At 54.8% G+C, this 23853-nt stretch carries 22 protein-coding genes, 1 tRNA gene and 1 pseudogene; 17 read left to right on the top strand and 7 right to left on the bottom strand.

The annotated features are described in order from the left end of the window. The first annotated feature begins 269 nt into the window (after positions 1 to 269). Positions 270 to 901, top strand: a pseudogene (locus ACFIO0_RS04530) (tyrosine-type recombinase/integrase). 268 nt (positions 902 to 1169) lie between these two features. On the opposite strand, the gene ACFIO0_RS04525 reads toward ACFIO0_RS04530, so the two are convergent. Then, positions 1170 to 1607: a DMT family transporter gene (locus ACFIO0_RS04525; protein WP_390914004.1), complete on the bottom strand. Its 438-nt coding sequence runs from the start codon at positions 1605 to 1607 to the stop codon at positions 1170 to 1172. Further along, positions 1604 to 2125, bottom strand: coding sequence for a GNAT family N-acetyltransferase (locus tag ACFIO0_RS04520; protein WP_390914002.1), 522 nt, complete (start codon positions 2123 to 2125; stop codon positions 1604 to 1606). Before ACFIO0_RS04520 ends, ACFIO0_RS04525 begins: the two co-directional genes overlap by 4 nt. Here ACFIO0_RS04520 and ACFIO0_RS04515 point away from each other — a divergent pair. Beyond that, positions 2076 to 2741: a helix-turn-helix domain-containing protein gene (locus ACFIO0_RS04515; RefSeq protein ID WP_390914000.1), complete on the top strand. Its 666-nt coding sequence runs from the start codon at positions 2076 to 2078 to the stop codon at positions 2739 to 2741. The genes ACFIO0_RS04520 and ACFIO0_RS04515 overlap by 50 nt on opposite strands. 667 nt (positions 2742 to 3408) lie before the next feature. On the opposite strand, the gene ACFIO0_RS04510 is transcribed toward ACFIO0_RS04515, so the two are convergent. Next, positions 3409 to 3492: transfer RNA gene (locus ACFIO0_RS04510), tRNA-Leu, on the bottom strand. Positions 3493 to 3664: 172 nt separating this feature from the next. Here ACFIO0_RS04510 and ACFIO0_RS04505 point away from each other — a divergent pair. The 9 genes from ACFIO0_RS04505 to ACFIO0_RS04465 all read left to right on the top strand — a co-directional run bounded on the left by ACFIO0_RS04505 (position 3665) and on the right by ACFIO0_RS04465 (position 13245). Continuing rightward, complete coding sequence (locus ACFIO0_RS04505; RefSeq protein WP_390913998.1) at positions 3665 to 4168, top strand: Hint domain-containing protein; 504 nt, start codon at positions 3665 to 3667, stop codon at positions 4166 to 4168. 331 nt (positions 4169 to 4499) lie between these two features. Then, complete coding sequence (locus tag ACFIO0_RS04500; RefSeq protein ID WP_390913996.1) at positions 4500 to 4838, top strand: P-II family nitrogen regulator; 339 nt, start codon at positions 4500 to 4502, stop codon at positions 4836 to 4838. A gap of 33 nt (positions 4839 to 4871) precedes the next feature. Then, the gene (gene glnA, locus ACFIO0_RS04495) at positions 4872 to 6275 is read left to right on the top strand and encodes a type I glutamate--ammonia ligase (RefSeq protein ID WP_390913994.1); all 1404 of its coding nucleotides are present in this window, start codon (positions 4872 to 4874) and stop codon (positions 6273 to 6275) included. Between the two features lie 141 nt (positions 6276 to 6416). Continuing rightward, entirely contained in the window at positions 6417 to 7217 is an 801-nt protein-coding gene (locus ACFIO0_RS04490; protein WP_390913992.1) for a lytic murein transglycosylase, read from the top strand. Between the two features lie 79 nt (positions 7218 to 7296). Continuing rightward, entirely contained in the window at positions 7297 to 7695 is a 399-nt protein-coding gene (locus ACFIO0_RS04485; RefSeq protein WP_390913990.1) for a VOC family protein, read from the top strand. A 184-nt stretch (positions 7696 to 7879) separates the two neighbouring features. Beyond that, positions 7880 to 8326, top strand: coding sequence for a glyoxalase superfamily protein (locus tag ACFIO0_RS04480; protein ID WP_390913988.1), 447 nt, complete (start codon positions 7880 to 7882; stop codon positions 8324 to 8326). 139 nt (positions 8327 to 8465) lie between these two features. Beyond that, complete coding sequence (gene dddP / locus ACFIO0_RS04475) at positions 8466 to 9806, top strand: dimethylsulfonioproprionate lyase DddP (RefSeq protein WP_390913987.1); 1341 nt, start codon at positions 8466 to 8468, stop codon at positions 9804 to 9806. 190 nt (positions 9807 to 9996) lie between these two features. Further along, complete coding sequence (locus ACFIO0_RS04470) at positions 9997 to 11673, top strand: AIPR family protein (protein ID WP_390913985.1); 1677 nt, start codon at positions 9997 to 9999, stop codon at positions 11671 to 11673. 357 nt (positions 11674 to 12030) lie between these two features. Continuing rightward, positions 12031 to 13245, top strand: a complete 1215-nt coding sequence (locus tag ACFIO0_RS04465) for an alpha/beta fold hydrolase (RefSeq protein ID WP_390913983.1) — start codon at positions 12031 to 12033, stop codon at positions 13243 to 13245. A gap of 85 nt (positions 13246 to 13330) precedes the next feature. On the opposite strand, the gene ACFIO0_RS04460 is transcribed toward ACFIO0_RS04465, so the two are convergent. From ACFIO0_RS04460 to ACFIO0_RS04450, 3 genes are all read right to left on the bottom strand, one after another. After that, the gene (locus tag ACFIO0_RS04460) at positions 13331 to 13930 is read right to left on the bottom strand and encodes a biotin transporter BioY (RefSeq protein ID WP_390913982.1); all 600 of its coding nucleotides are present in this window, start codon (positions 13928 to 13930) and stop codon (positions 13331 to 13333) included. A 69-nt stretch (positions 13931 to 13999) separates the two neighbouring features. Then, complete coding sequence (locus ACFIO0_RS04455; protein ID WP_390913981.1) at positions 14000 to 14401, bottom strand: DUF6314 family protein; 402 nt, start codon at positions 14399 to 14401, stop codon at positions 14000 to 14002. Then, on the bottom strand, positions 14402 to 14740 hold the full coding sequence (locus ACFIO0_RS04450; RefSeq protein WP_390913979.1) for a hypothetical protein: 339 nt from the start codon (positions 14738 to 14740) through the stop codon (positions 14402 to 14404). It abuts the gene before it with no gap. 98 nt (positions 14741 to 14838) lie between these two features. Here ACFIO0_RS04450 and purB point away from each other — a divergent pair, with 98 nt between their 5' ends. The 5 genes from purB (at position 14839) to ACFIO0_RS04425 (ending at position 20047) form a co-directional block, all read left to right on the top strand. Beyond that, positions 14839 to 16143: an adenylosuccinate lyase gene (gene purB, locus ACFIO0_RS04445; protein WP_390913977.1), complete on the top strand. Its 1305-nt coding sequence runs from the start codon at positions 14839 to 14841 to the stop codon at positions 16141 to 16143. Between the two features lie 216 nt (positions 16144 to 16359). Beyond that, positions 16360 to 16905 carry a tetratricopeptide repeat protein gene (locus ACFIO0_RS04440; RefSeq protein WP_390913976.1) on the top strand — a complete coding sequence of 182 codons (546 nt, stop codon included), beginning with the start codon at positions 16360 to 16362 and terminating at the stop codon, positions 16903 to 16905. Between the two features lie 75 nt (positions 16906 to 16980). Then, entirely contained in the window at positions 16981 to 18072 is a 1092-nt protein-coding gene (locus ACFIO0_RS04435) for a FliG C-terminal domain-containing protein (protein WP_390913974.1), read from the top strand. A gap of 159 nt (positions 18073 to 18231) precedes the next feature. Then, on the top strand, positions 18232 to 19119 hold the full coding sequence (locus tag ACFIO0_RS04430) for an EamA family transporter (RefSeq protein WP_390913973.1): 888 nt from the start codon (positions 18232 to 18234) through the stop codon (positions 19117 to 19119). Between the two features lie 25 nt (positions 19120 to 19144). Continuing rightward, positions 19145 to 20047, top strand: coding sequence for a lysophospholipid acyltransferase family protein (locus ACFIO0_RS04425; protein ID WP_390913971.1), 903 nt, complete (start codon positions 19145 to 19147; stop codon positions 20045 to 20047). On the opposite strand, the gene ACFIO0_RS04420 is transcribed toward ACFIO0_RS04425, so the two are convergent. Next, positions 20044 to 20736: a DUF1223 domain-containing protein gene (locus tag ACFIO0_RS04420; RefSeq protein ID WP_390913970.1), complete on the bottom strand. Its 693-nt coding sequence runs from the start codon at positions 20734 to 20736 to the stop codon at positions 20044 to 20046. The genes ACFIO0_RS04425 and ACFIO0_RS04420 overlap by 4 nt on opposite strands. Before the next feature lie 248 nt (positions 20737 to 20984). Between ACFIO0_RS04420 and acnA the strand changes: the two genes are divergently transcribed. Continuing rightward, positions 20985 to 23669 (top strand): aconitate hydratase AcnA, encoded by a 2685-nt coding sequence (gene acnA, locus ACFIO0_RS04415; protein ID WP_390913968.1) that lies wholly within the window; start codon positions 20985 to 20987, stop codon positions 23667 to 23669. The last annotated feature ends 184 nt before the right edge of the window (positions 23670 to 23853 follow it).

The raw sequence follows: 23853 nt of genomic DNA, 5'->3' as shown, positions 1-23853 counted from the left end.
CGACGGCTGATCTTCGCTGGGGCCTACATGAATGGCCGGTTTTCCCGCTGCGCGGCAGCACGTATTTTCTCGCTCACGCGGCATTTCCACCGCTGCGAGCGCACGCAGCACAAAATACGGATTCACACGTTGGGCTCGAAGCCGCCTTTTGCTTTCGCAGAAACACGTGATGACGCGCCAGCGGCGAAGCCGTCATTAGTATTCAGGCTATAATACGTCGTCAGCGCTGTGTTGATGATTGGGCGGGAGGGTTGGATGGAGGGCAAATCATGCCAAGAGTTCAACTTCCCGCTGTCACCCCAAAACGAAGAACCTGGAATAAGGGTAGCCTCGTTGGGCAAAAACGCCCGCTGCTACCAAAGCAGGTCTGGGCCATCCGCGCTCGCCTCGAACTCGCGGGTAATCTCCGCGATCTCGCATTGTTCAACGTCGCAATAGACAGCAAGTTACGCGGTTGCGACTTGGTGTCACTGAAGGTTATTGACCTACTCATGGACGACAGAATTCGTGAAAGAGTGTCCGTCGTTCAAAGTAAAACCAACAAGCCCGTCCAGTTTGAACTGGCTGAAAACACGCGAAAAACTGTGACCAACTGGATCAAGTCTCCTGAGATGATGGGATGCCAGTCCATGTTTCCCAGCCGTTTTCATGATCGCCCTCACATATCAACACGCCAGTATGGGCGGCTGGTTCGGGACTGGGTTGTTTCTATTGGGTTGGAACCAAGTGGCTATGGCACGCATTCTATGCGCCGAACAAAGGTGGCGGAAATCTATTGCAAAACAGGCAACCTGCGTGCCGTTCAACTTTTGCTTGGCCACACAAAAGTTGATAGCACTGTCAGATGTCTGGGGTCGAATTGGAAGACGCCCTGAGTATAGCTGAACGGATCGACATCTAAGAACCTTGACGAAAGGTAGGAGCCGTTCGTCACCTCGAAGCGGTCTTGATCGTTTGATACTTTCTACGGCAGCGCTGAGCCCTTTTCGACCGATGCTGCGGGTTGTTCGAAGGTCGGCTTTCAAGTTGTGCAGCGATGGCTGTGATTTCAATCAGTGTCACGTCGTCACCCCGGTCAGCGCCCAGACAATTTGCTGTATGTGCGGCGATGCTATCCGCACCCGTCGGATGATAAAGGGGGAGCAGGTTTATGAGATTTCCATGGTTCATCAGCCAGCGCTTCTTGCAACGAGGGTTGCGCCAACGATTAGAAAAACGACGCCAAGACCGGCGGACCATGTGAGAGACCCGCTTCGCCAAAAATCGAAGAAGAGACCGGCGGTCAGCTGGCTGGCCACGAGCGTTCCAACAGTGATGCTCGCGCCAAACTGCACATATCCTCGCAGACTTGCCAGCACGTAGAGCGTGCCGAGAATACCCGGAATGAGGAACCACAATGCCGGTGCGCTCGCGAGCCGCGCGAAGGGCCGGATGCCGTCACTCGCCAGTACAATCGCGGTCAGTAATGTCAGACCGATCAGAGAGTTGAGCCACAGTGCCGCCCAGATCGACCCTGACAGGGTGCGAGCCTGAAGCATGAACACGTTCTGGATCACCAGCCCCGCACCTCCCGCAACCAGCAGGATCGCTGTTACCAGCCAGTTCATATACCGGAACCGGGATTCGTGCGTCCATCAAGCGAAAGCTGCATGAACACGAGATCGAGCCAGCGACCGAATTTCGCGCCGACTTCGCGCATCCGGCCCACTTCTTCAAATCCATGACGCGCATGAAGGTGGATTGAGGCATCGTTCGAGCCTTCAATCCCCGCGACCATCACATGCTTGCCCATCTCACTCGCGCGCTCAATCAGTGCTGGAAGGAGAAGATTAGCCACGCCTTTCCCACGGTGATCCTTGTGGACATAGACGGAATGTTCGACTGTGAAGCGATAGCCATCCCAAGCACGCCAATCCCCGAAGCTGGCATAGCCGATCGCGTGTCCATCATGGTTCTGGGCGACCAGGACCGGATAACCCTGTTTCCGACGCTGGCGAAGCCAGTCATGACGGTTCGCGAGATCGACCTTCATCTCGTTCCAGATCGCGGTCGTATTGGCAACGGCTTCATTGTAAATGTCGAGAATGGCGGCAAGATCGTTTTCTTTCGCATCGAGGATATTCATGTCGGGCACTTCCGAGAATCAGAGCAAAATCGCTAAGTCTAATATATTAGACAAAGATGCGGCACGTCTAGCCGAACGTATTAGGGCTGAACGCATCGCTCGATCCTGGTCGCTCGGTGACATGGCGGAGCGCTCCGGTGTCTCGCGCGCCATGATCCACCGCGTCGAAAGTGGCACATCGAGTCCGACAGCAGCGCTTCTGGGCAAGATATCCGGGGCGCTGCAGATCAGCATGTCAGCCCTCTTGCGCGAGGCCTCGGTGGAGCTAGACAAACGACTGGTGCGGGCCCAAGACCGCACCCCATGGCGGGACCCGGAAACCGGATATGTCCGCGAACCGATCAACGCCGTGATGAACAAAGAAGAGCAGAGCAGTCATACCCCCCAGATCACCAGAGTGACCCTGCCCCCCGGCGCGCACGTGCCGTTCCCGCGCAGCGCATTCGAATTTATTGGTCAGGTGGTCTGGGTTCTGGAAGGAACGCTGCATTTCATCGAAGGCAATATGATTAACGAGCTTGATGCAGACGATTGCCTGACTTTGGGCGAGCCTCAGGACTGTGTGTTCGAAAACCGGTCGGACAAGCCGTGCAGTTACATTGTAGTCGTTGCCTGAAGTAGATATTTGATAGACGGCAGATTTGTCCGCAGGTCTGATTTCTGTGCAACATGAGGCGACGAGAGTAACGACGGCGATCATTCAAATGCGTCGTGCGATCTCGTCGATGTGGATGCTTGCGCAATCCACGATTGGAAAGCTTGCTTGACCGTCCACGAAGATCGCGTTGAGATCGGTGCCGCCGAGTCGGCATGGACCATCGTCAAATTCAGGTCACGTTCCGCTTGTGTGGCACGACTGATCAGGCTGCGGTGGTAGAAGTCCGTTGCGGCCGGACCGATACCGCCGATCAGCCCAATGTGCATCGTTTGAACCCTCCGATTACAGCCTTTCCCAATTCTACACCCAGAGAGCGGCACAACGACTGCCTAGACAAGATATACTCATCTGGAAAATCATTCAAAAGCTGTCATTGGCGCAAACGCAGCGAAATGGCGCTTTTTCTGCATGGCAGTCTCTGAGTTTCCATCCAGACACTCAGGTTAAGGCCAACTTTGGAACCAAACACCGTTGGATGAATGGTCTTTGTTGATTTTGGTGTGCGTAAATTGTGCGTAATCGGAGTTTCCGCCAATTCCCAACATACGAAATCGAACAGATATTTTCGCGTTGAAAACACATCAAATATGTTTTTATCGCTATAATTCAATTACTTAAGGTAAAGTGGTACGGGTGAAGGGACTCGAACCCCCACGCCAAAGGCGCTTGGACCTAAACCAAGTGCGTCTACCAATTCCGCCACACCCGCACATGTTCTATTCGAACACGGCAGCGTGTAGCAAAGCTTGCCCACAGATGCGAGCAGAAAATGCACAGCACCCGAAATCAGAATTCGACACAAAAAAATAGGCGACATTAAACATATATTGTCATATGTTTTCCATAACCTAGAGGCAGGTTACATAACAAAAGAGACGCCCATGAAACCGAAAACGGTCGGGCGCGTCGAAAGCGGACAGGATCCGCAGGCACGCGCATTTAGCACGCATGCCGGCATTGTTGCTGGCAGTATTATCTTTACATCCGACGGGGAAATCCCCGTGGAATACCTCGCGCCGGGGGATCGCATTGTCACGCGTGATGCGGGCATGGTCGAGCTGCGCAATATCACGTCCTTGCGCATCACCGCCCCTGCGGTCGCAATCAAGGCGGGTTCGCTTGGGCACACGCGCCCCGAACACAACGTGATTTTGCCCGCGGCCCAGCATGTTCTGGTGCGTGATTGGCGGGCCCAGTCGATGTTTGGGGTTCCAAATGCGGTGGTTCAGGCCGGTCAATTGATTGACGGCGAATTCATCACCGACCTTGGGGCGCGGAACATGAATTTGTTCCACCTGACCTTTGACAAAACCCATGTGGTCTATGCCGATGGTCTGGAAATTTCGGTCCCCTTGGTTGGCGTCGCGCAGTCTGTCGCCGCCTAAAGTTGGTATTACCGATGAATTGCGTAAGGGCGCGAGGGGTTTGTACCTCTGCGCCCCTTCGTCGTTTGTGCGATTCTGAGGCCCTGAAACGGGCGCGGCATCACGTTCAATTTCAGCGATTCACTTTCGCCTAAAATTTCAGCATTGCGCGCATAATTTAATCGCACCCGCGCAAATTCACGCCTTTCCCCCTGCCCGCGTCGCCCTTTTCTGGACGCTGGAATCACAACCTGAAATGACCAAGCTAGCACAAGCCGGAATACTCCGGGGCTTTGGGCCGGGGTTTTGTGCCGAAATTTCGGGCCACAAATTTAGCCAGGGGAGGCACTTCATGAAAAAGATCGAAGCGATCATCAAACCGTTCAAGCTGGACGAAGTCAAAGAGGCTTTGCAAGAGGTGGGCGTTCAGGGGCTTAGCGTCATCGAAGTCAAAGGCTTTGGACGTCAAAAGGGCCACACCGAACTCTACCGCGGCGCTGAATATGTTGTCGATTTCCTGCCCAAGGTCAAAGTCGAAGTTGTTCTGGACGACGACCAGGTCGATGCCGCCATCGAGGCCATCGTAGACGCCGCCAAAACTGAAAAAATCGGGGACGGCAAAATTTTTGTCACCCCAGTTGAGCAAACAATCCGCATCCGTACCGGCGAAACCGGTTCAGACGCGCTGTAATTATTATCAAAACTCCAAAAGGACACATCGAAGATGAGCAATAAAACTCTCGATATGATCAAGGAAGAAGGCGCTGAATACGTCGACATCCGTTTCACAGACCCACGCGGCAAACTGCAGCACGTCACGCTTTGTGCTGACCAAGTTGACGAAGATTTCCTCGAGGAAGGCTTCATGTTTGACGGCTCCTCAATCGAGGGTTGGAAATCAATCGAAGCATCAGACATGAAACTGATGGTCGACGTGGACAGCGCCTATGTTGATCCGTTTTACGCCGAAAAAACCATCTGCGTGCACTGCTCTGTTGTTGAGCCTGACACCGGCGAAGCCTACGATCGTGACCCACGCGGCACGGCCCAAAAAGCGGAAAGCTATCTGAAATCCACAGGCATCGGCGACGTCGCCTACATGGGTCCAGAGGCCGAATTCTTCCTCTTTGACGACGTGCGTTATTCCAACACAATCAACAAAGTATCCTACGAAGTTGATGCAACCGACGCGTCCTGGAACACCGACACCGAATACGAAATGGGCAACATGGGCCACCGTCCGGGCATCAAGGGCGGCTATTTCCCTGTGAACCCAATCGACGAAGCCCACGATCTGCGCGGCGAAATGCTGTCGACGATGAAACGCCTCGGCATGAAAGTCGACAAGCACCACCACGAAGTCGCAAGCTGCCAGCACGAGCTGGGTCTGATCTTTGACAGCCTCACCAAACAGGCCGACGAGCTGCAAAAATACAAATACGTGATCCACAACGTCGCCCACGCTTACGGCAAATCCGCGACGTTCATGCCAAAGCCAATCGCAGGCGACAACGGCACCGGTATGCACGTAAACATGTCGATCTGGAAAGACGGCAAGCCATTGTTTGCAGGCGACAAATACGCAGATCTTTCCCAAGAAGCGTTGTATTTCATCGGCGGTATTCTGCACCACGCCAAGGCCCTGAACGCCTTCACCAACCCCGGCACAAACAGCTACAAACGCTTGATTCCGGGCTTTGAAGCGCCGGTTTTGCGCGCCTATTCTGCGCGTAACCGTTCAGGTTGCGTACGGATCCCGTGGACGGAAAGCCCGAAAGCCAAGCGCGTCGAGGCCCGTTTCCCTGACCCGTCCGCCAACCCCTACCTGTGCTTTGCAGCGCTGTTGATGGCTGGCCTTGACGGCATCCAGAACAAGATCGATCCGGGCGAAGCCATGGACAAAAACCTGTATGACTTGCCTGCCGAAGAACTGGCAGACATCCCGACGGTTTGCGGTTCCTTGCGCGAAGCTTTGGACGAGCTGAGCAAAGACATGGACTTTTTGTTGGCCGGTGACGTGTTCACCAAAAGCCAGATCGAAGGCTACGTGGCCCTCAAAATGGAAGAAGTCGAGCGTTACGAACACACGCCGCACCCGGTTGAGTACGCGATGTACTACTCCTGCTAAGGGGCTGCGGGTTCGCCCGCGCAATACAAAATTCATCAAGGCGCAGCTTAGGTTGCGCCTTTTTTGCGTGCAGTCCCCTGCCCCCTTTACCTCTGGCAACACGCGCGCCATCATGAGGAAAACGTTCAGGGAGTAATTGATATGCCAATTTTCAAACGTGCCGCGATCGTCGCCGCACTGGCACTTGCAACAACCAGCGCGCAGGCCGCAACCTGCGGCAACACCAGCGCCGGGTTCAACGCGTGGAAAGCCAGCTTTGCCGCGGATGCCAAAAAAGCCGGCGTGAAAAAACGCGGTTTGGCCGCCTTGGCCAGTGCCAGCTATGCCAGCAAAACCATCGCCGCAGACCGCAATCAAAAGTCGTTCAAATACTCGCTCAGCAAATTCATGCAGGTGCGCGGTGCCGACACAATTGTCGCCCAAGGCAAGAAACGCAAAGCCCAAAACGCCAACCTTTTTGCAGCGCTCGAAAAACGTTACGGCGTTCCAGCCGGCGTGATCATCGCGATTCACGGTATGGAAACCGGCTTTGGCGGCTTCATGGGGTCCAGCCCCGTTGTGTCCGCGATCACGACGTTAACCTACGATTGCCGCCGCTCTGAATTCTTTAAACCGCACGCGATTGGCGCGCTGAAACTGGTCGACCAAGGCGCAATTACCGCCAACACCAAAGGTGCCAAACACGGCGAATTGGGCCACACGCAATTCCTGCCCGGCAACGCGCTGCAATACGGTGTCGACGGCAACGGCGACGGCCGCGTTGATTTTTACAACCAGACCGACGCGCTGGCCTCGACCGCAAATTTCCTGCGCCAAAAAGGCTGGAAACCCGGCAAAGGTTACCAAGAAGGCCAAGCCAATTTCAAAGTCATCAAACAATGGAATGCAGCAGGCGTTTACCAAAAAGCGATCGCGATCATGGGCGCACGGATTGACGGCTAACCCGTTGCTTTTGAAATTCTAAATCAACCGCGCGCCTGCCAGACAGATGCGCGGTTTTTCAATTCAGAGGGATCACATCATGCCCACACAAAACCCGTTCAAGGCGATTAGGGCCGTTGATTACACCGTGATTTACGCGCGCGATCTGCCCGCCATGATCCAGTTTTACGAAACCGTTTTGGGCTTTGATCTGACCCGCAGCCTGTCGCCCACCTGGCGGGAATACAACATCGGGGCCAACATCTTTGTGCTGGCAAAACCGGGGCCCACGGCGACCGACACGCCCGTTCCTGATGGCACAGCCGCGCTGCAACTCGCGTTCAAAGTCACGCCCGAAATCGTCGATCTTTGTGCGGTCGAACTGACCCGCCAGAATGTCGAAATTCTGTCACCGCCCACGGATCGTGACTTTGGTCATCGCACGCTGTTTTTCCGCGACCCCGACGGCAACTTGCTGGAAATCTACGCCGAGATTTGACCGCCAGCCCACCCCTTGCAATCCAAATTCAACGCGCCTACATGCCTGTTCCAAGGCCCTGCGCGCCTGCCGTTCGCATTTTGGTGAAGCGTTGAACACGATAATTCCTGATCCCTTACGTCGCTCATGACGTTTGGCAATGCGAACACCCGAACACCGCTCCGCGACAACAGGAGACACTGGAATGGATATTTCTCTTCCCTCACGCGCCGCGCTTAAGGCGCAAGCCAAACGCCTGCGATCCGGCCTTGCTGACACGGGCCAACCGATCAGTCATGCCCAAGCCCTCGAGGCCGTCGCCCATCAATGGGGCGCGCGCGATTGGAACACCCTGCACGCGCAGGCGCGCGATGCACCGCAGCCGCAATTCACCCCTTCGCAGCGTGTGACGGGCCTGTATTTGGGGCATCGGTTTGCCGGCAAAGTCAAAGCGGTCAACGCTAAAACTGCCGGGTTTTGGTCGCTGACGTTGGTGTTTGACGAACCGATTGATGTTGTGACGTCTGAATACTTCAGCTCGTTTCGTCGCCAGGTCAGTTGCACTGTCGGGTCGGATGGAAAGACTGCTGAAAAGACATCAGACGGGCAGCCGCATGTGGTGATTGACACCCATTGGTCACACCCCAATTAACGAACGGGGGCGTATGGTTTGTGCGCCCCCGTTCACCATCCGATGTCAAAAACGACAGGTATTTACGTCGGTTTTTGGCAATCATACCGCGCCGGTTCCGCGCACCCTTGTACGCAACACTGTGACCAAGGATGCCCAAATGAACCAGCACCACCGCGACACCCGCAAGATTGATCCGACCAAAGGCGCAACGCTGGCGGATGGGTCGCCCAACGATATGGATCGCATTGAAATCGGGCCGACACAGCTGGCGTTTGGCGAATGGGAGGCGGCAGGGCTGACCGTTCCCAACCTTGAAACAATGCGCGCATATCGGCACAAACGGCTGACGCAACACATCGTGGATCGCGGCTATGGCGGCCTGCTGATGTTCGACCCGCTCAACATCCGCTACGCCACCGACAGCACCAACATGCAGCTGTGGAACACCCACAATCCGTTCCGCGCCGTGCTGCTGTGCGCCGATGGCTACATGGTGATTTGGGACTATAAAAACGCGCCTTTCCTCACCGGATTTAACCCGCTGGTGCGCGAAGTGCGGGGTGGCGGTTCGATGTTCTACTTCGCAACCGGCGACAAAACCGACGTCAAGGCAGACGCCTTTGCCAACGAGGTGCGCGAGATCATGACCGAGCATGCAGGCACAAACAAACTGCTCGGTGTCGACAAAATCATGCTGCACGGGGCCCACGCACTCGAAGCCCAAGGGTTCACTTTGAAAGACGGCGAAGAAGTCACCGAAAAATCCCGTTCCATCAAATGCGCTGACGAAATCCACGCCATGCGCTGCGCCAATCACGCCTGCGAAACCTCGGTCAAAGCCATGGAGGATTTCGCCCGCGCCAATGTCGGGGATGGCAAAACATCCGAGGATGACGTCTGGGCGATCTTGCACGCCGAAAACATCCGCCGTGGCGGCGAATGGATCGAAACGCGGCTGCTATCCTCTGGTCAACGCACCAACCCGTGGTTCCAGGAATGTGGGCCACGCATCACGCAGGCAAACGAGATCATCAGCTTTGACACCGATCTGATCGGATCCTACGGCATCTGCATCGACATCTCGCGCAGCTGGTGGATCGGTGATCAAAAACCGCCCGCCGACATGATCTACGCCATGCAACACGCCCACGAACACATCATGACCAACATGGCGATGCTGAAACCCGGCGTCACGATCCCCGAACTGACCGCAAATTCGCACCGCTTGGATGATCAATTCCAAGCCCAGAAATACGGCTGCCTGATGCACGGCGTTGGGCTGTGCGATGAATGGCCGCTCGTCGCCTACCCCGACAAAGCCGTGCCGGGTGCCTTCGATTATCCGCTCGAGGCGGGTATGGTCCTGTGCGTCGAGGCCGCCGTTGGGGCCGTCGGCGGCGCGTTCACCATCAAACTCGAAGACCAAGTGCTGATCACCGAAGACGGCTTTGAGAACCTAACAACGCTAGAATTTGATAGGGCGCTGATGGGAGAATGATCATTGCATCACAGGCACTGCGCAAACCCATGGCCCGTTTATGCCCACAACACTAGGGTAGCGCCCGACCCTGGGGCGAAGACCGCCTTGCGAAAGGTCCAGTGGACCTTTTCAACCCACGAGGATCAGTATTGAAGGACCTATTAAACTACCCTAGGATGCATTGAATGAATTTGTGTACAGGTGATAAGTGAACAGCTCAAACGACATTCAACTATTGAACGATGTTCTTGATCAACAAAGATTAGAAATTGCTCCAAATATGACTGAGCCAGATTTCTTTGAATTATTTTGTGCCGATAGCATCCTAAAAGATTATAATCTCACTTACGAAGAATTGGAAAGCGGGATTACAGATGGCGAGCACGATGGTGGGATTGATGCTATTTTCTCTTTCGCAAATGGCGAACTGATTCAAGAAGATTTTGACGCAAAATATTTAAAGAGTAATGTACTGCTTGAAATTCATATTATTCAGGCCAAGACCTCTGGAAGTTTTTCAGAAACGGCTTTGAACAAGTTGATATCTGCTACAAACAAACTGTTCGATTTGTCAGTAAAAACTTCGGATTTGGAGGAATTTAACAGCGGAATAATTTCACAAGTGGACTGCTTCAGGCATGCTCTTAAAACTTTAGCGATCCGTTTTCCAGAGATCATAGTTCGATACCACTACGCTTGTAAAAAGGGTGAAAGGCACATTCATCCAAAGACTGAATACAAGATCGCTGAACTCAAGCAGGCGGCTAGTGAAAAATTCTCACAAGCAACAGTGGAAGTTGAGTTGCTGTCCGCCGTGGACTTGATAAAGCTTGCAAGAAAGCGGCGCAAAGATGCCTATGAGTTGGTTGTAACTAAAAGCTTAAACGCTGAAAAAGGCTTCGTTGTTTTGGCAAGTTTGCCAGAATTCGATAACTTTCTAAAAAGAGGCGCTGAACTCAAGGCCGAATTGTTTGAAGCAAATGTGCGCGACTTCGAGGGTTCAACGGAAGTAAACGATGAAATTGCTGCGACTTTAAAAGACGAGCGTGACGCAGACTTTTGGTGGATGAACAATGGCATCACGATCTTATCCAACAAAGCGACATTAGATGGCGACACTTTAACAATAGGAAACCCTCAAATCGTAAATGGGCTTCAGACATCTACTCAAGTCAACAAGTACTTTTCAGAGCGCGATCTTTTTTCTAATCCAAACGAAAAAAGAATGATAATGATCAAGGTCATTTCCTCCGAAGATGATGCAGTCCGTGATAAGATTATCAAAGCAACCAATAGCCAAAACGGCGTGCAACCCGGGTCGCTACGAGCAACGGACGAAATTCAACGCGATATTGAAACTCGGCTAAAAACACTTAACCTATACTATGACCGAAGAAAAAATTTCTATAAGAATCTGGGCAAGCCCGCGTCAAGAATAATAAGTATCTCAAGAATGGCACAAGTCTTGATGTCTATTGTCAATCAACGGCCTGATACAGCCAGAGCAAGACCATCCAACATTATCAAAGACCAAAACGAATACGAGCAGTTGTTTTCAAAGTCTAAGCCCATAAACTTATATGCTAACGCCGCTAAACTGAACATTGCCATCGAGAAAACCCTCAAGTCGAAGGATATGTCAGCGAACGACCGCACCAACATCAAATTCTATTGCATGTTGTGGGTCGCTTGCAAAATGACGCGGCAAAGAAAGCCGTCGCCACAGGATTTCGCAACCATAGATCCCCAATCATTCACCGAGAGTATACTTAGTAATGCCGTTGAGGGTGTATGGAGCCTCTACCGTGGTCAAAAAGGAGGTGACGAGTTGGCCAAAGGCAGTAAATTTACTACGCTTGTCGTTGACAGCGCTGTAAAAGAATAACAAAATTTTTTTGATCTAACTGCGGCTTGTAGCGGTCAAAATGGCCCATTTTCGTAATTATAAAAAAACACCTACCTCCTCGCCTCAAACCTTAACGCCACCCAATCCCTACCGACGCCCTAACGACCCAAAACCACTCAAATTGCGCAGTTTCAGCCCAAATCTGTGCACTTCGTCCAAAACACCCTCAAATCGCCCCCCTCAGAGGCCGCTAAACTGCGCATAATTCGGCCTAATCTGCGCAGTTCTTGCCAAAACCCCGGCGCACGGCCCGTTAACACCTGCGTGACCGCCCTGTCACAGACCTTTCCAAGCTCGTCCCCAACCCCCATCATCGGGGCAACCAAAGGACGCATCATGCCCACACAACGCATCACTTTTCCCGGCCACAATGGCGCGCAATTGTCAGCCCGTTTGGACCTGCCCGCAGGCCCGCACATGGCCACCGCGATCTTTGCGCACTGTTTTACCTGCGGCAAAGACATTCCTGCCGCACGCCGGATCGCAGCACGTCTGTCCGGCATGGGCATCGCCGTTTTACGGTTTGATTTCACAGGCTTGGGTCATTCCGAGGGCGAATTCGCCAACACGTCATTCACCACAAACGTCGATGATTTGGTCGCAGCCGCCGCCCATCTGAGCGCCATAGGCATGCCGCCTGCCCTGTTGATTGGTCACTCGCTTGGCGGCGCTGCCGTCCTCAAAGCTGCCACAAAGATAAATGGAATCAAAGCAGTAGCGACCTTAGGCGCGCCGTTTGATCCCGGCCATGTCACCCACAACTTTGCTGACGCCCTGCCTGAAATCAAAGCCAAAGGCTCCGCCGAAGTCTCCCTTGGCGGTCGCCCTTTTACCATCGGTCAAAAGTTCGTCGAAGACGTAGCCAGCACTGAGCTAAAGGCTTGTGTTGCAAGCTTAAATTCCGCATTGCTGGTTTTGCACGCCCCCCAAGATTCCATCGTTTCGATTGACAACGCAGCCGAGATTTTCGGGGCCGCCAAGCACCCCAAATCATTCGTCACACTGGATGATGCCGACCACCTTATTACCCGATCCGAGGATGCAGAATACGCCGCCGAGGTGATCACAACTTGGGCTTCGCGCTACTTGAAACTCAAGCACCCAGCCCCGCCAATCGGCGCACCAGAAGGTATTGTGCGCACCTGCGAGGCAGACCCAAAAGGGTTCCTGCAAGACATCCATTCAGGACCCGTGCATCACGCATTGGCAGACGAACCACTGGCCTATGGCGGCACCAACAAAGGCATGTCGCCTTACGGGTTTTTAGCCGCAGGATTAGGGGCTTGCACGTCGATGACGATCCGAATGTACGCACGCCGCAAAGGCTGGTCACTGGATCATGTCAGCGTCGATGTGAACCATTCCAAGGTGCATGCGCAGGACGCGGAAACCGGCAGCGGCGACAAGATTGATACGTGGAAACGGCGGATCACGTTGACAGGGAACCTAAGCGGCGATCAGCGCCAACGCCTGCTCGAAATCGCCGACAAATGCCCGGTGCACCGCACGCTCGAGCGTAGCTCCGAGGTGATCACCGAACTCGCACCCTAAGCGATCTCGGCTGATCCAAGCACCCGGAATGTAATGAGGCGCGCGTCCCGAAGGGCGCGCGCCTCACTATTGGATCAAGACAGTTTTAACCGCGTGCGCGGTCGACCATTTTCCAGACCAGTGGGAACAGGCCAGCAGCCAGCGCCAGCTTGATTGCATCGCCCATCAAAAACGGTGTCAAACCCCATGCCAAGATCGGCTTGTCCCAACCGTACAGCATGCCCAACCAGATCAAGCCTGGGACGTAAATCAGCACGTTGCCCAGCACCATTGCCAGGGCCATTTTCGGTGCTGAACGGTCCCAGCCTTTGCGCGCCAATGCACCCAACAAAACGGTCGCCAAAACGTAACCAACCAGATAGCCGCCGGTGCCGCCCATCATGTACTCAAGCCCGAATTTTTCGGCTGTTGAGCCTGCAAAAACGTCAAACCCAAGCGCGCCGATCAGCAAGTAACCAAAGATTGTGACCAGACCCAAGCGCGCGCCGTACGCCGCACCGATGCTTAGAACCGCGAACGTCCCAAGCGTGATCGGCACGGGCCACATCGGCACTTTGATCTTTGCTGCAACTGCTAAAACTACGATACCAAACACAACCAACGCAGCCTGTTTGGCCAAACGCAACGCGCCTTCGTTAACGTGAAGGACGTCGCTTAGCACTTTATGTTCATGTGCTGAATTCATCTCGTTTGCTCCTTGGCAATATTTCCTGTGCGGGTTTTCTGCCGCGCAGCGAAATATTCTGCAAGTGCATTATGCTGCTTTACGGTATCCAGTCAGCATTCTGTAATTTTTGCGAGGCCCTTGGACGCGCCAGTCCGCAGTCCAGTTGGGCCAAGCACTAAAATCATAATCCACAGCGTAGTCATCAGGGTCACACCAGTGCTGCGTTTTCCCGCCCATTGGCGGAACTGTGTGAAAGAACCGCCCGTCATCAAAATAGACGTTCAGGTCCGCGTCCCAACGGTAGCGTCGTTCTGATTGCATTGGCGGATGCCCTTGGATCACCAGCGTGCCAATTTCATGATACGCCAGCCCATCCCCATCCGGTTCAAACGTCGCATGTCCGTGAAAATCAGCCCGCGCGGCACCAACATGCGTAATGGTGCGCTCAATCGCCCAGCGCCCGACAAAATCCGCCAAAGCCCGCGTCATTTATTCCGCATAATCCGCAACGGTGATATCACCATTGAACCCGACAAAGCGGACCTGATCGCCTTGTTTTTCCAGATCAAAGCACGCCCACAGATCGTTGGGCGGCCACTGGCTGCAATACTGATCGCTTTGCACCCGCCAGACGCCCCAGCTTGCGTGCCCATCCTGATTGTACAGCGTTTTGCCCGAGACGTAGAACGTCTGGTCGGCACTTTGGTAAATCAGCTTTTGATCATCGAGGGCAGCATGAATGCCCGCCTCGTCCAGCTTGGTCCAAGCCTCTTCAGCCCCCCCGATGGTTGGTAAAATCAAGCAGGCAATCGCGGCGATCCGTCTCATTTGTGGCCTCTTAGGTTGTTGTTGCGCCCCACGCAGTCTATGAGGCCCCCGACACTTGTTAAAGTCTCTCCCTGTCAAAGTCACAAAAAGGTGCGCGCATGATCCCTCGCTATTCCCGTCCTGAAATGGTTGCCATTTGGTCGCCCGAAACCAAATTCAAAATCTGGTACGAGATCGAAGCCCACGCCTGCGAAGCGATGGCCAACATGGGCACCATCCCGCGCGAAAACGCCGATGCAGTCTGGAAAGCCAAAGACGTCACATTCGACGTGGCCCGCATTGACGAGATCGAGGCCGAAACCAAACACGACGTCATCGCGTTTTTGACCCATTTGGCCGAACATGTCGGATCGGACGAGGCACGCTTTGTGCACCAAGGCATGACATCCTCGGACGTGCTGGACACCTGTTTCAACGTCCAACTGGTGCGCGCCGCAGACATTCTGATCGCTGGTGTCGAGGGCTTGATGGCCGCCTTGAAACGCCGCGCGCTTGAGCACAAAGATACCCTGCGTGTCGGTCGCAGCCACGGCATCCACGCCGAGCCGACAACGATGGGTCTGACGTTCGCACGTTTCTACGCGGAAATGGATCGCAACTTGGCCCGCATGCATGTGGCGCGCGCCGAAATCGCAACCGGTGCGATTTCTGGTGCGGTTGGCACATTTGCCAACGTCGATCCGCAGGTCGAAGAACATGTTTGCGCGCAACTGGGCCTTGAGGTCGAACCGATTTCAACCCAAGTCATCCCGCGCGACCGCCATGCTGCGTTCTTTGCGGCGTTGGGTGTTGTGTCGTCCTCCATCGAAAATATCGCGATCGAAGTGCGCCACATGCAGCGCACCGAAGTGTTGGAAGGCGCCGAGTTCTTTTCCATGGGCCAAAAAGGCTCAAGCGCGATGCCGCACAAAAAGAACCCTGTGCTGACCGAAAACCTGACAGGTCTGGCGCGTCTGGTGCGCATGACGGTGATCCCTGCGCTAGAAAACGTCGCCCTATGGCACGAGCGTGATATTTCGCATTCTTCTGTTGAACGTAACATCGGCCCCGACGCCACGATCACGCTGGATTTTGCCCTGTCGCGCATGACCTCTGTCATCGACAAAATGCTGATCTTTCCGGACAACATGCTGGACAACATGAACAAATTCCCCGGCCTTGTGATGAGCCAACGGGTGCTACTGGCCTTGACCCAAGCTGGCGTGAACCGCGAAGACGCGTATAAAATGGTGCAGCGCAATGCCTTGAAGGTTTGGGAATTCCGCACTGATTTCCGCGAGGAATTGCTGGGCGATCCAGAGGTCTGCGCCGCCTTGTCCGTGGACGCAATCAACGAGAAATTCGACATGGGCTATCACACCAAACACGTCGACACGATTTTCGCCCGCGTGTTCAAAGACTAAATCGCAGATACAAGGCGCGTCCCCGCGGGTGCGCCTTGTGCCACAGCGCCCTTGTTGTCTTGCCCCCGATCACACCGGATCAGCGGCGCAATGCCCCCCTGAACAGACAGGTTCACAACAGGCACAGCAAAATAACGTAGCCGTGATCGAATAAACTCGGGACCTGTCGGGTTATAACGCTATGATTAACAAAAGACCCAGACAGGAGACGACCTTATGCGTACATTCATGATTGTAGCTGCTTTGACTTTGCCATTTTCAATCGCCACACCGATCTATGCGGCAGGCGGTGGCGAAGAAACCGCCCCCAAACCCACCAAAACCAGCAAAGACTGCAAAGGTGTACGTGTTTGGGACGAGAAAAAGCAGCGCTGTGTGAAGCCCAAGAAATCCAGCCTAGATGATACGGGCCTGTACGATGCTGTGCGCGAATTGGCTTATGCGGGTCGTTACGAAGACGCCCAAGGCGTGCTGGCCGCGATGTCCGATCAAAACGACGACCGCGTGCTGACGTACAAAGGGTTCACCAACCGCAAACTGGGCAACATCGACGTGGCCATGGTGTTCTACAAACAAGCGCTGGATACGAACCCCGACAACATCCTTGCGCGATCTTACATGGGCCAAGGTCTGTTGGATCAAGGCGACAAAATCGGTGCCATTGCACAGTTGCGTGAAATCAATGCCCGTGGCGGTTCTGACACCTGGGCGGCCAAGTCGCTGTCCAACGCCATTGCGACCGGTGTGACCTACAGCCACTAAAAGACTGCGTGGTCTTTGAGGGTTTCTTTACCCCTATGTGCCAAACCTGTGTGAAACAGCACAAGGTTGGCACGAATGGATCTGGTACCTATGGCCCCGATGCCTGCGATGACGCAGGGCGGGGCTGACTTCCCTTCAACTCCCAAACCGATTCTGAACCTTAGTCGCAAGGCAAAGGCAGCAATTATCGTGCGTCTGTTGCTGAACGAAGGGGCTGATATCCCGCTTGAGGATTTGCCAGAAGAACTGCAAGCGCAGCTGACCCAGCAGATGGGTAAAATGCGCGTGGTTGACCGCGATACACTGGCGTCCGTGGTCGCCGAATTCGCCAACGAAGTCAGCAGCATCGGCCTTAGTTTTCCCGGTGGCATTGCCGGCGCGTTGACGGCCTTGGACGGTAAAATCAGCAAACAAACCTCTGATCGACTGCGCAAAGAGGCAGGCGTGCGCCAAACCGGTGATCCGTGGGTGCGCATCCGTGATTTGGGCGTCAGCGCCCTGCTTCCGGTGATGCAAGACGAAAGCATTGAGGTCGCGGCCGTGATGTTGTCCAAAATTGAGATCAGCAAAGCCGCCGAATTGCTGGGCATGCTGCCTGGACCACGTGCGCGTCAAATCACCTACGCCGTTTCACAAACCAGCGGTGTGTCGCCGGATGCGGTGGATCGCATCGGGCTGTCGCTAGCGACCCAGCTGTCTGCGCAGCCGTTGCGCGCCTTTGACGATGATCCGGTCGATCGTGTCGGTGCGATCCTGAATTCGTCAACTTCACTGACCCGCGACGACATGCTTGAGGGCCTCGATGAAACCGATCAGGGGTTCGCCACAGCAGTCCGCAAAGCGATCTTTACCTTTGGCAATATTCCCGAACGTATTGCACCACGCGATATTCCGCGAATTTTGCGTGATGTTGCACCGGGCGATCTGGTGCTCGCCATCGCAGGTGCTGCGGCGGGCGGTATGCAAGCCTCTGCGGATTACATCCTAGAAAACATGTCAGGACGGATGGCTGATCAATTGCGCGAAGAGGTGCAAGAACTGGACAAACCAAAACAAGCAGATGTCGATGCCGCCATGAGCGCGATCATTGCAACGGTTCGGGCTATGGAAACGTCCGGCGACATCTTGTTGCTGGTCCCCGATGATGAACCTGCTGACGGCGAGTAATCGACGCTGGCAATCGTTGCGACACGGCCTGTTTGCGACATTCGTTGGGTGCGCGCATCGAAACCGCTTGAAACTGCTCGCTTTTCCTGCGCGTTCTTACCGTATGCCAAGGGGACGTTGGCAGCAACTGCAGGGCCAGATCATGCGACACGTGACAATATGAGCGCACCTTCTGCTTCGGCAAATCCGCGCGCCATAACCCTCGCGGTGCTGGCTATCTTTTGCTTCACTTGCATGGATGTTTGCGTCAAATTTATCAGCCCGATCACTGGCGCTATGCCCGCACTTTGGGCGCGCTACACGGTGCAAATGCTGTTGGTTCTGATCCTCGTGGCCCCGCGTCTGCGCAGTGTTGTTCGCAGCCACTATCCAAAATTGCAGATCACCCGTTCGATCCTGCTGATGATGGCAACGTTCTTTTACTTCCTCGCCTTGGGCCGGATTGGCTTGGCCGAAGCCGCCGCTGTGATGAGCCTGAATCCAATGCTGATCACCATGGGCGGCGCAATTTTCTTGGGCGAAGCATTGGGCCAACGCCGTATCGCCGCCATCGTTGTTGCAATGATTGGCGCGTTCATCATCATTCGTCCCGGAACTGATGTGTTTTCGCCCGTCGCCCTGTTGCCACTCTGCGCGGCCACATGTTTTGCCGCCTACACATTGATCACCCGTCGCATTGGACCGGACGAAAACGTCTGGACGTCGCTGTTTTACACCGGCCTTGTCGGCACCGTGATCCTGAGCCTGATTGTTCCGTTTTACTGGCAGCCGTTAACCCTGAAAGCCGTCGCGCTGATGGGTTTGATCGGCCTGTTTGGCGCCACCGGACAAATGCTGCTGATCCGCGCGCTTAGCATGGCCGAAGCCGGCCTGCTTGCCCCGTTCAACTATTCGGGCTTGGTGTTTTCAATCCTCTTTGGCCTGTTCTTGTTTGCCGAAGTTCCTGACGCGTGGACAGTTGTTGGTGCGCTTGTGATTGTCGGGGCGGGTCTATATGTTTGGCATCGTGAAACGCGCGTGACCCGCAAGGCTAAAACCGCGCTGTAAGCCCCTCTTGCCTTAAACAGGTGCCATGACGAAATCCGCCGAAAAACCCGTTGCACCGTTCAAGGAACGCGCCACGCATTACGTGTCAAACGCGATTATTTCCGGTGTGATCCGGTGTGCATTGATTCTTCCGTACACAACGCGCGTGCGCTTGCTTGGGGCCCTGGTGGCAAATGTTTTCGGGCCATTGGCCGGATACCGTCGCCGCGCGCTCGAAAATCTTGCTCATGTTTTTCCAGATTTGGACATTGAAGAACGCCGCGTGACGGCCAAAGCTTGCCTGAACAACTTCGGTCGCGCCTTGATCGAAAACTATTCGACCAAAGACATGATGGCCCGCATGGATCATCACCCGATGTCAGGCGTCGGATTCGAGGCGATCAAAGCCGCCCAAGCCGCAGGTCGTCCGATCATTCTGGTCACCGGACATTTGGGCAATTACGAGACAACGCGCGCCGCCCTGACAACGCATGGGTTCAATTTTGGTGGGCTGTACCGCAACATGTCCAACCCTTATTTCAACGCTCATTACGTTAAAACGATGGAAGCGATTGGCGGCACAATGTTTCCTCAGGGGAACAAAGGCACCGCAGGGTTTGTGCGTCATCTCAAAAAAGGCGGGCAAGCGGTGTTGCTGTTTGATCAGCACGTTTTTGGTGCGCCTGTTATGGATTTTGTCGGCAAACCTGCACGCACGGCCGTGTCTGCGGCAAAGATTGCGCTGCGATTTGATGCCTTGCTGGTTCCGTATTATGGCATTCGCCAACCCGACGGGATCAGTTTTGACACCGTGCTAGAAGAACCGATCCCGCATTCAGATGCCCTGACTATGACCCAAGCGATGAACGACAGCCTCAGCGCGCAAATTCGTGCACATCCTGACCAGTGGCTGTGGATGCACCGCCGGTGGCGCCCCGATCATTTTTAGCGCAAACGCGCCGCTGCCATGATCGGCCCAAACCGGTTTTGTTGAATGATAACAACGACTGGTTCGTCTCCGTCTAGATCCGCCGTCATGTTCAGTGGTGCACGACCATCCCATTCTTTGACGATCTTCCAGTCATGCGCGACGTTGGCATAGCTTAGTGTGTGCCCTGCATTTTCGCCCCGCGTAATCCGTGTTTTCGACCGGGGTGTATAGCGCACAAGGTTCACAACAAACGGCCCCTTTGCCCCGTTTGAAACCGCGTTGATCTGCAAATTACCGCCCTGACGTGCGATTTCGACATCCACCAGCGCAGGTTTCGCTGCGTGCTGCGCCAAGGCTTCGGACAATTGCATCGCCTTTGCGCCAACCACATCGGTTTCGCCATTGATGACCATTTGCGGAGTGTAAACCGACCGGCGGTGCCCGATTATGGCGTATTCACGCTGGCGCTTGGAATAGGCTGGCTTGGCGAATTCATCCTTCCAGCCGATGTAGTCCCAGTAATCCACGTGCAGCGCCAAGGCGATCACGTCATCACGTTCGGCCAATTCGTGCAACATTGCATCCGCAGGCGGGCAAGAGGAACAGCCCTGCGACGTAAACAATTCAACCACCACAGGCGATCCGGCCCACGCGGGGGCAGCGAGTGCAAAAAATGCGGCAGCAGTGCTGGATAACAGTCGTTTCATGGCGTTTTTGATCCGTTGTTCATGTCGTCCCTCATCCCTAATGAAGCGTGACTGAAATGACCAATCAAGGTTTCTTGAGACTTGCAACACTTCTGATCACGCAAATGCGTTCAATTGACGGCATATTTCGGTACACAATGGTATACATTTTGCCGCATAGGCCCAATTTACGGTTGATCCGAGACGTTTCATAAGGCAAACCGCACCCAAAGCCATTCCCGCAACTCTACCCCAAAGGAAGAGCCCACATGCCCATTACAGTTGGACACGACACCGCCAAGACGCGCAAGACGCTGACAGTTGGCGATCAATCTGTTGATTATTACTCGATCCCTGCCGCGACGGCCGCTGGCCTTGGTGATTTCGCCAAGCTGCCTGCCGCGTTGAAAGTGGTTCTGGAAAACATGCTGCGCTTTGAAGATGGCAAGACGGTCACCGTCGACGACATCAAAGCATTTGCACAATGGGGTGCCCAAGGTGGCAAGAACCCGCGCGAGATTGCGTACCGCCCTGCCCGCGTTTTGTTGCAAGATTTCACCGGCGTTCCAGCTGTTGTTGATTTGGCCGCGATGCGTGACGCGCTGGTGTCCCTTGGCGGCGACGCAGAGCAAATCAACCCGCTGAACCCGGTTGATCTGGTCATCGACCACTCGGTTATGATTGATGAGTTCGGCAATGCGCGCGCGTTCCAGATGAACGTTGACCGCGAATACGAACGCAACATGGAACGCTACACCTTCCTGAAATGGGGCCAGAACGCGTTTAACAACTTTCGCGTTGTACCGCCCGGCACCGGCATCTGCCACCAGGTGAACCTTGAATATCTGTCGCAAACCGTTTGGACAGATGCAGATCAGCACGGCAACCAAGTTGCCTATCCTGACACGCTGGTCGGCACGGACAGCCACACCACGATGGTAAACGGCGCGGCCGTTTTGGGCTGGGGCGTCGGCGGGATCGAGGCTGAGGCTGCGATGTTGGGTCAGCCGATCTCAATGCTGATCCCCGAAGTTATCGGGTTCGAGCTGACGGGTTCCATGATGGAAGGCACCACCGGTACGGATCTGGTGTTGAAAGTGGTAGAGCTGCTGCGCGCCAAAGGTGTTGTTGGCAAATTCGTCGAATTCTACGGCGAAGGGTTGAACCGCCTGCCACTCGCAGATCGCGCGACCATCGGCAACATGGCACCGGAATACGGCGCGACCTGTGGTTTCTTCCCAATCGACGGCGAAACGCTACGCTACTTGCGCACAACCGGTCGTGACGAGGACCGCATCGCGTTGGTCGAAGCCTACGCCAAGGAAAACGGCTTCTGGCGCGGCGATGATTACGCCCCAATCTACACAGACACCCTGCACCTCGACATGGGTACAATCGTTCCTGCGATTTCCGGCCCCAAACGCCCACAAGATTACGTGGCACTGACCGACGGCCAGACCGCCTTCCGCCGCGAAATGGAAGAGACGTTCAAGCGCCCGATGCACAAAGAAGTGGCCGTGGACGGTGAAGATTACACCATGGAATCCGGCAAAGTTGTGATCGCGTCCATCACGTCGTGCACCAACACATCCAACCCCTACGTCATGATTGGCGCAGGTTTGGTGGCTCGCAAGGCCGCTGCCTTGGGCATGAACCGCCAACCTTGGGTCAAAACGTCTTTGGCCCCTGGATCACAAGTTGTGTCTGCATATTTGGAAGCCGCTGGATTGCAAGAAGACCTCGATAAAATCGGCTTCAACCTTGTCGGTTATGGCTGCACCACGTGCATCGGCAACTCTGGTCCGATCCAAGCGGAGCTGTCCAAAGCCATCGCTGACGGCGATTTGGTTGCGACCTCAGTATTGTCCGGCAACCGCAACTTTGAAGGGCGTATTTCACCCGACGTGCGCGCCAACTATCTGGCCTCACCGCCGCTGGTTGTGGCCTACGCACTGGCCGGTACGTTGGACATCAATCTGGCCTCGGACGCTATCGGTCAGGACAAAGACGGCAACGACGTCTTCCTGAAAGACATCTGGCCCACGACCCAAGAAGTCGCTGAATTGGTTGAACAAACCGTGACCCGCGAAGCGTTCCAGACCAAGTATGCGGACGTGTTCAAAGGCGACGAAAAATGGCAAGCGGTCGAAACCACCGACGCGTTGACCTACGATTGGCCAGCCCAATCGACCTACGTGCAAAACCCGCCCTACTTCCAAGGGATGGGTGCCGAGCCAGGCGTGATTTCAAACATCAATGACGCCAAAGTGCTGGCGGTTTTGGGCGACATGATCACGACCGACCACATCAGCCCTGCCGGTTCGTTCAAGGCCGACACGCCTGCTGGCCAGTACCTGACCGAACGCCAAGTGCCTGTGCGCGAATTCAACTCGTACGGGTCACGTCGTGGCAACCACGAAGTGATGATGCGCGGCACGTTCGCCAACATCCGCATCAAAAACGAGATGCTGGACGGGGTTGAGGGTGGCTACACCAAAGGACCGGATGGCGCACAAACGTCGATCTACGACGCAGCCATGGCGCATCAAGCTGCCGGTACACCGCTGGTGATCTTTGGCGGCGAACAATACGGTGCCGGGTCATCCCGTGACTGGGCCGCCAAGGGCACAGCATTGCTGGGCGTCAAGGCGGTCATTTCTGAAAGCTTTGAACGTATCCACCGCTCCAACCTTGTTGGCATGGGTGTGATCCCGTTCGAGTTCACAAATGGCGTGAGCCGCAAATCGCTGGGTCTGACCGGTGACGAAACGGTTTCTATCTCGGGCCTCGACACAATCGAGCCGCTGCAAGAGGTGCCTTGCACCATCACAATGGCGGACGGAACTGTGCACGAGATCAGCCTGAAATGCCGTATCGATACCGCGATCGAGATTGAATACATCGAGCACGGTGGCGTTTTGCACTACGTTTTGCGTTCGCTCGCCGCTGCATAGATCGCGTTTCACATGACAAAAGGCCTCGCGGGAAACTGCGGGGCCTTTTTTGTGGATGAATGTCCGCTCAGATTTCGGCCAATACCTTTGATTGCTACGCTGCGCGCTTTTACTGCTCGCGACCGTTGCGGACACATACCGCTTAGGACTGGCGATTGGCGCTCGGCGTTTGCTGTACGCAATT

Origin of the sequence: Pseudosulfitobacter sp. SM2401, assembly GCF_042932805.1 — a bacterium.
Taxonomy (GTDB): Bacteria; Pseudomonadota; Alphaproteobacteria; order Rhodobacterales; family Rhodobacteraceae; genus Ascidiaceihabitans.
Note: the sequence above shows the minus strand (reverse complement) of the source record. Positions and strands in the feature narration are given on the sequence as shown.

What these genes read in the sequence shown, in the direction of transcription:
- ACFIO0_RS04525 (WP_390914004.1), bottom strand. Translation starts at nt 1,607, where the DNA reads ATGAACTGGCTGGTAACAGCGATCCTGCTGGTTGCGGGAGGTGCGGGG.
- ACFIO0_RS04515 (WP_390914000.1), top strand. Translation starts at nt 2,076, where the DNA reads ATGTCGAGAATGGCGGCAAGATCGTTTTCTTTCGCATCGAGGATATTC.
- ACFIO0_RS04520 (WP_390914002.1), bottom strand. Translation starts at nt 2,125, where the DNA reads ATGAATATCCTCGATGCGAAAGAAAACGATCTTGCCGCCATTCTCGAC.
- ACFIO0_RS04505 (WP_390913998.1), top strand. Translation starts at nt 3,665, where the DNA reads ATGAAACCGAAAACGGTCGGGCGCGTCGAAAGCGGACAGGATCCGCAG.
- ACFIO0_RS04500 (WP_390913996.1), top strand. Translation starts at nt 4,500, where the DNA reads ATGAAAAAGATCGAAGCGATCATCAAACCGTTCAAGCTGGACGAAGTC.
- glnA (WP_390913994.1), top strand. Translation starts at nt 4,872, where the DNA reads ATGAGCAATAAAACTCTCGATATGATCAAGGAAGAAGGCGCTGAATAC.
- ACFIO0_RS04490 (WP_390913992.1), top strand. Translation starts at nt 6,417, where the DNA reads ATGCCAATTTTCAAACGTGCCGCGATCGTCGCCGCACTGGCACTTGCA.
- ACFIO0_RS04485 (WP_390913990.1), top strand. Translation starts at nt 7,297, where the DNA reads ATGCCCACACAAAACCCGTTCAAGGCGATTAGGGCCGTTGATTACACC.
- ACFIO0_RS04480 (WP_390913988.1), top strand. Translation starts at nt 7,880, where the DNA reads ATGGATATTTCTCTTCCCTCACGCGCCGCGCTTAAGGCGCAAGCCAAA.
- dddP (WP_390913987.1), top strand. Translation starts at nt 8,466, where the DNA reads ATGAACCAGCACCACCGCGACACCCGCAAGATTGATCCGACCAAAGGC.
- ACFIO0_RS04465 (WP_390913983.1), top strand. Translation starts at nt 12,031, where the DNA reads ATGCCCACACAACGCATCACTTTTCCCGGCCACAATGGCGCGCAATTG.
- ACFIO0_RS04460 (WP_390913982.1), bottom strand. Translation starts at nt 13,930, where the DNA reads ATGAATTCAGCACATGAACATAAAGTGCTAAGCGACGTCCTTCACGTT.
- ACFIO0_RS04455 (WP_390913981.1), bottom strand. Translation starts at nt 14,401, where the DNA reads ATGACGCGGGCTTTGGCGGATTTTGTCGGGCGCTGGGCGATTGAGCGC.
- ACFIO0_RS04450 (WP_390913979.1), bottom strand. Translation starts at nt 14,740, where the DNA reads ATGAGACGGATCGCCGCGATTGCCTGCTTGATTTTACCAACCATCGGG.
- purB (WP_390913977.1), top strand. Translation starts at nt 14,839, where the DNA reads ATGATCCCTCGCTATTCCCGTCCTGAAATGGTTGCCATTTGGTCGCCC.
- ACFIO0_RS04440 (WP_390913976.1), top strand. Translation starts at nt 16,360, where the DNA reads ATGCGTACATTCATGATTGTAGCTGCTTTGACTTTGCCATTTTCAATC.
- ACFIO0_RS04435 (WP_390913974.1), top strand. Translation starts at nt 16,981, where the DNA reads ATGGATCTGGTACCTATGGCCCCGATGCCTGCGATGACGCAGGGCGGG.
- ACFIO0_RS04430 (WP_390913973.1), top strand. Translation starts at nt 18,232, where the DNA reads ATGAGCGCACCTTCTGCTTCGGCAAATCCGCGCGCCATAACCCTCGCG.
- ACFIO0_RS04425 (WP_390913971.1), top strand. Translation starts at nt 19,145, where the DNA reads ATGACGAAATCCGCCGAAAAACCCGTTGCACCGTTCAAGGAACGCGCC.
- ACFIO0_RS04420 (WP_390913970.1), bottom strand. Translation starts at nt 20,736, where the DNA reads ATGAAACGACTGTTATCCAGCACTGCTGCCGCATTTTTTGCACTCGCT.
- acnA (WP_390913968.1), top strand. Translation starts at nt 20,985, where the DNA reads ATGCCCATTACAGTTGGACACGACACCGCCAAGACGCGCAAGACGCTG.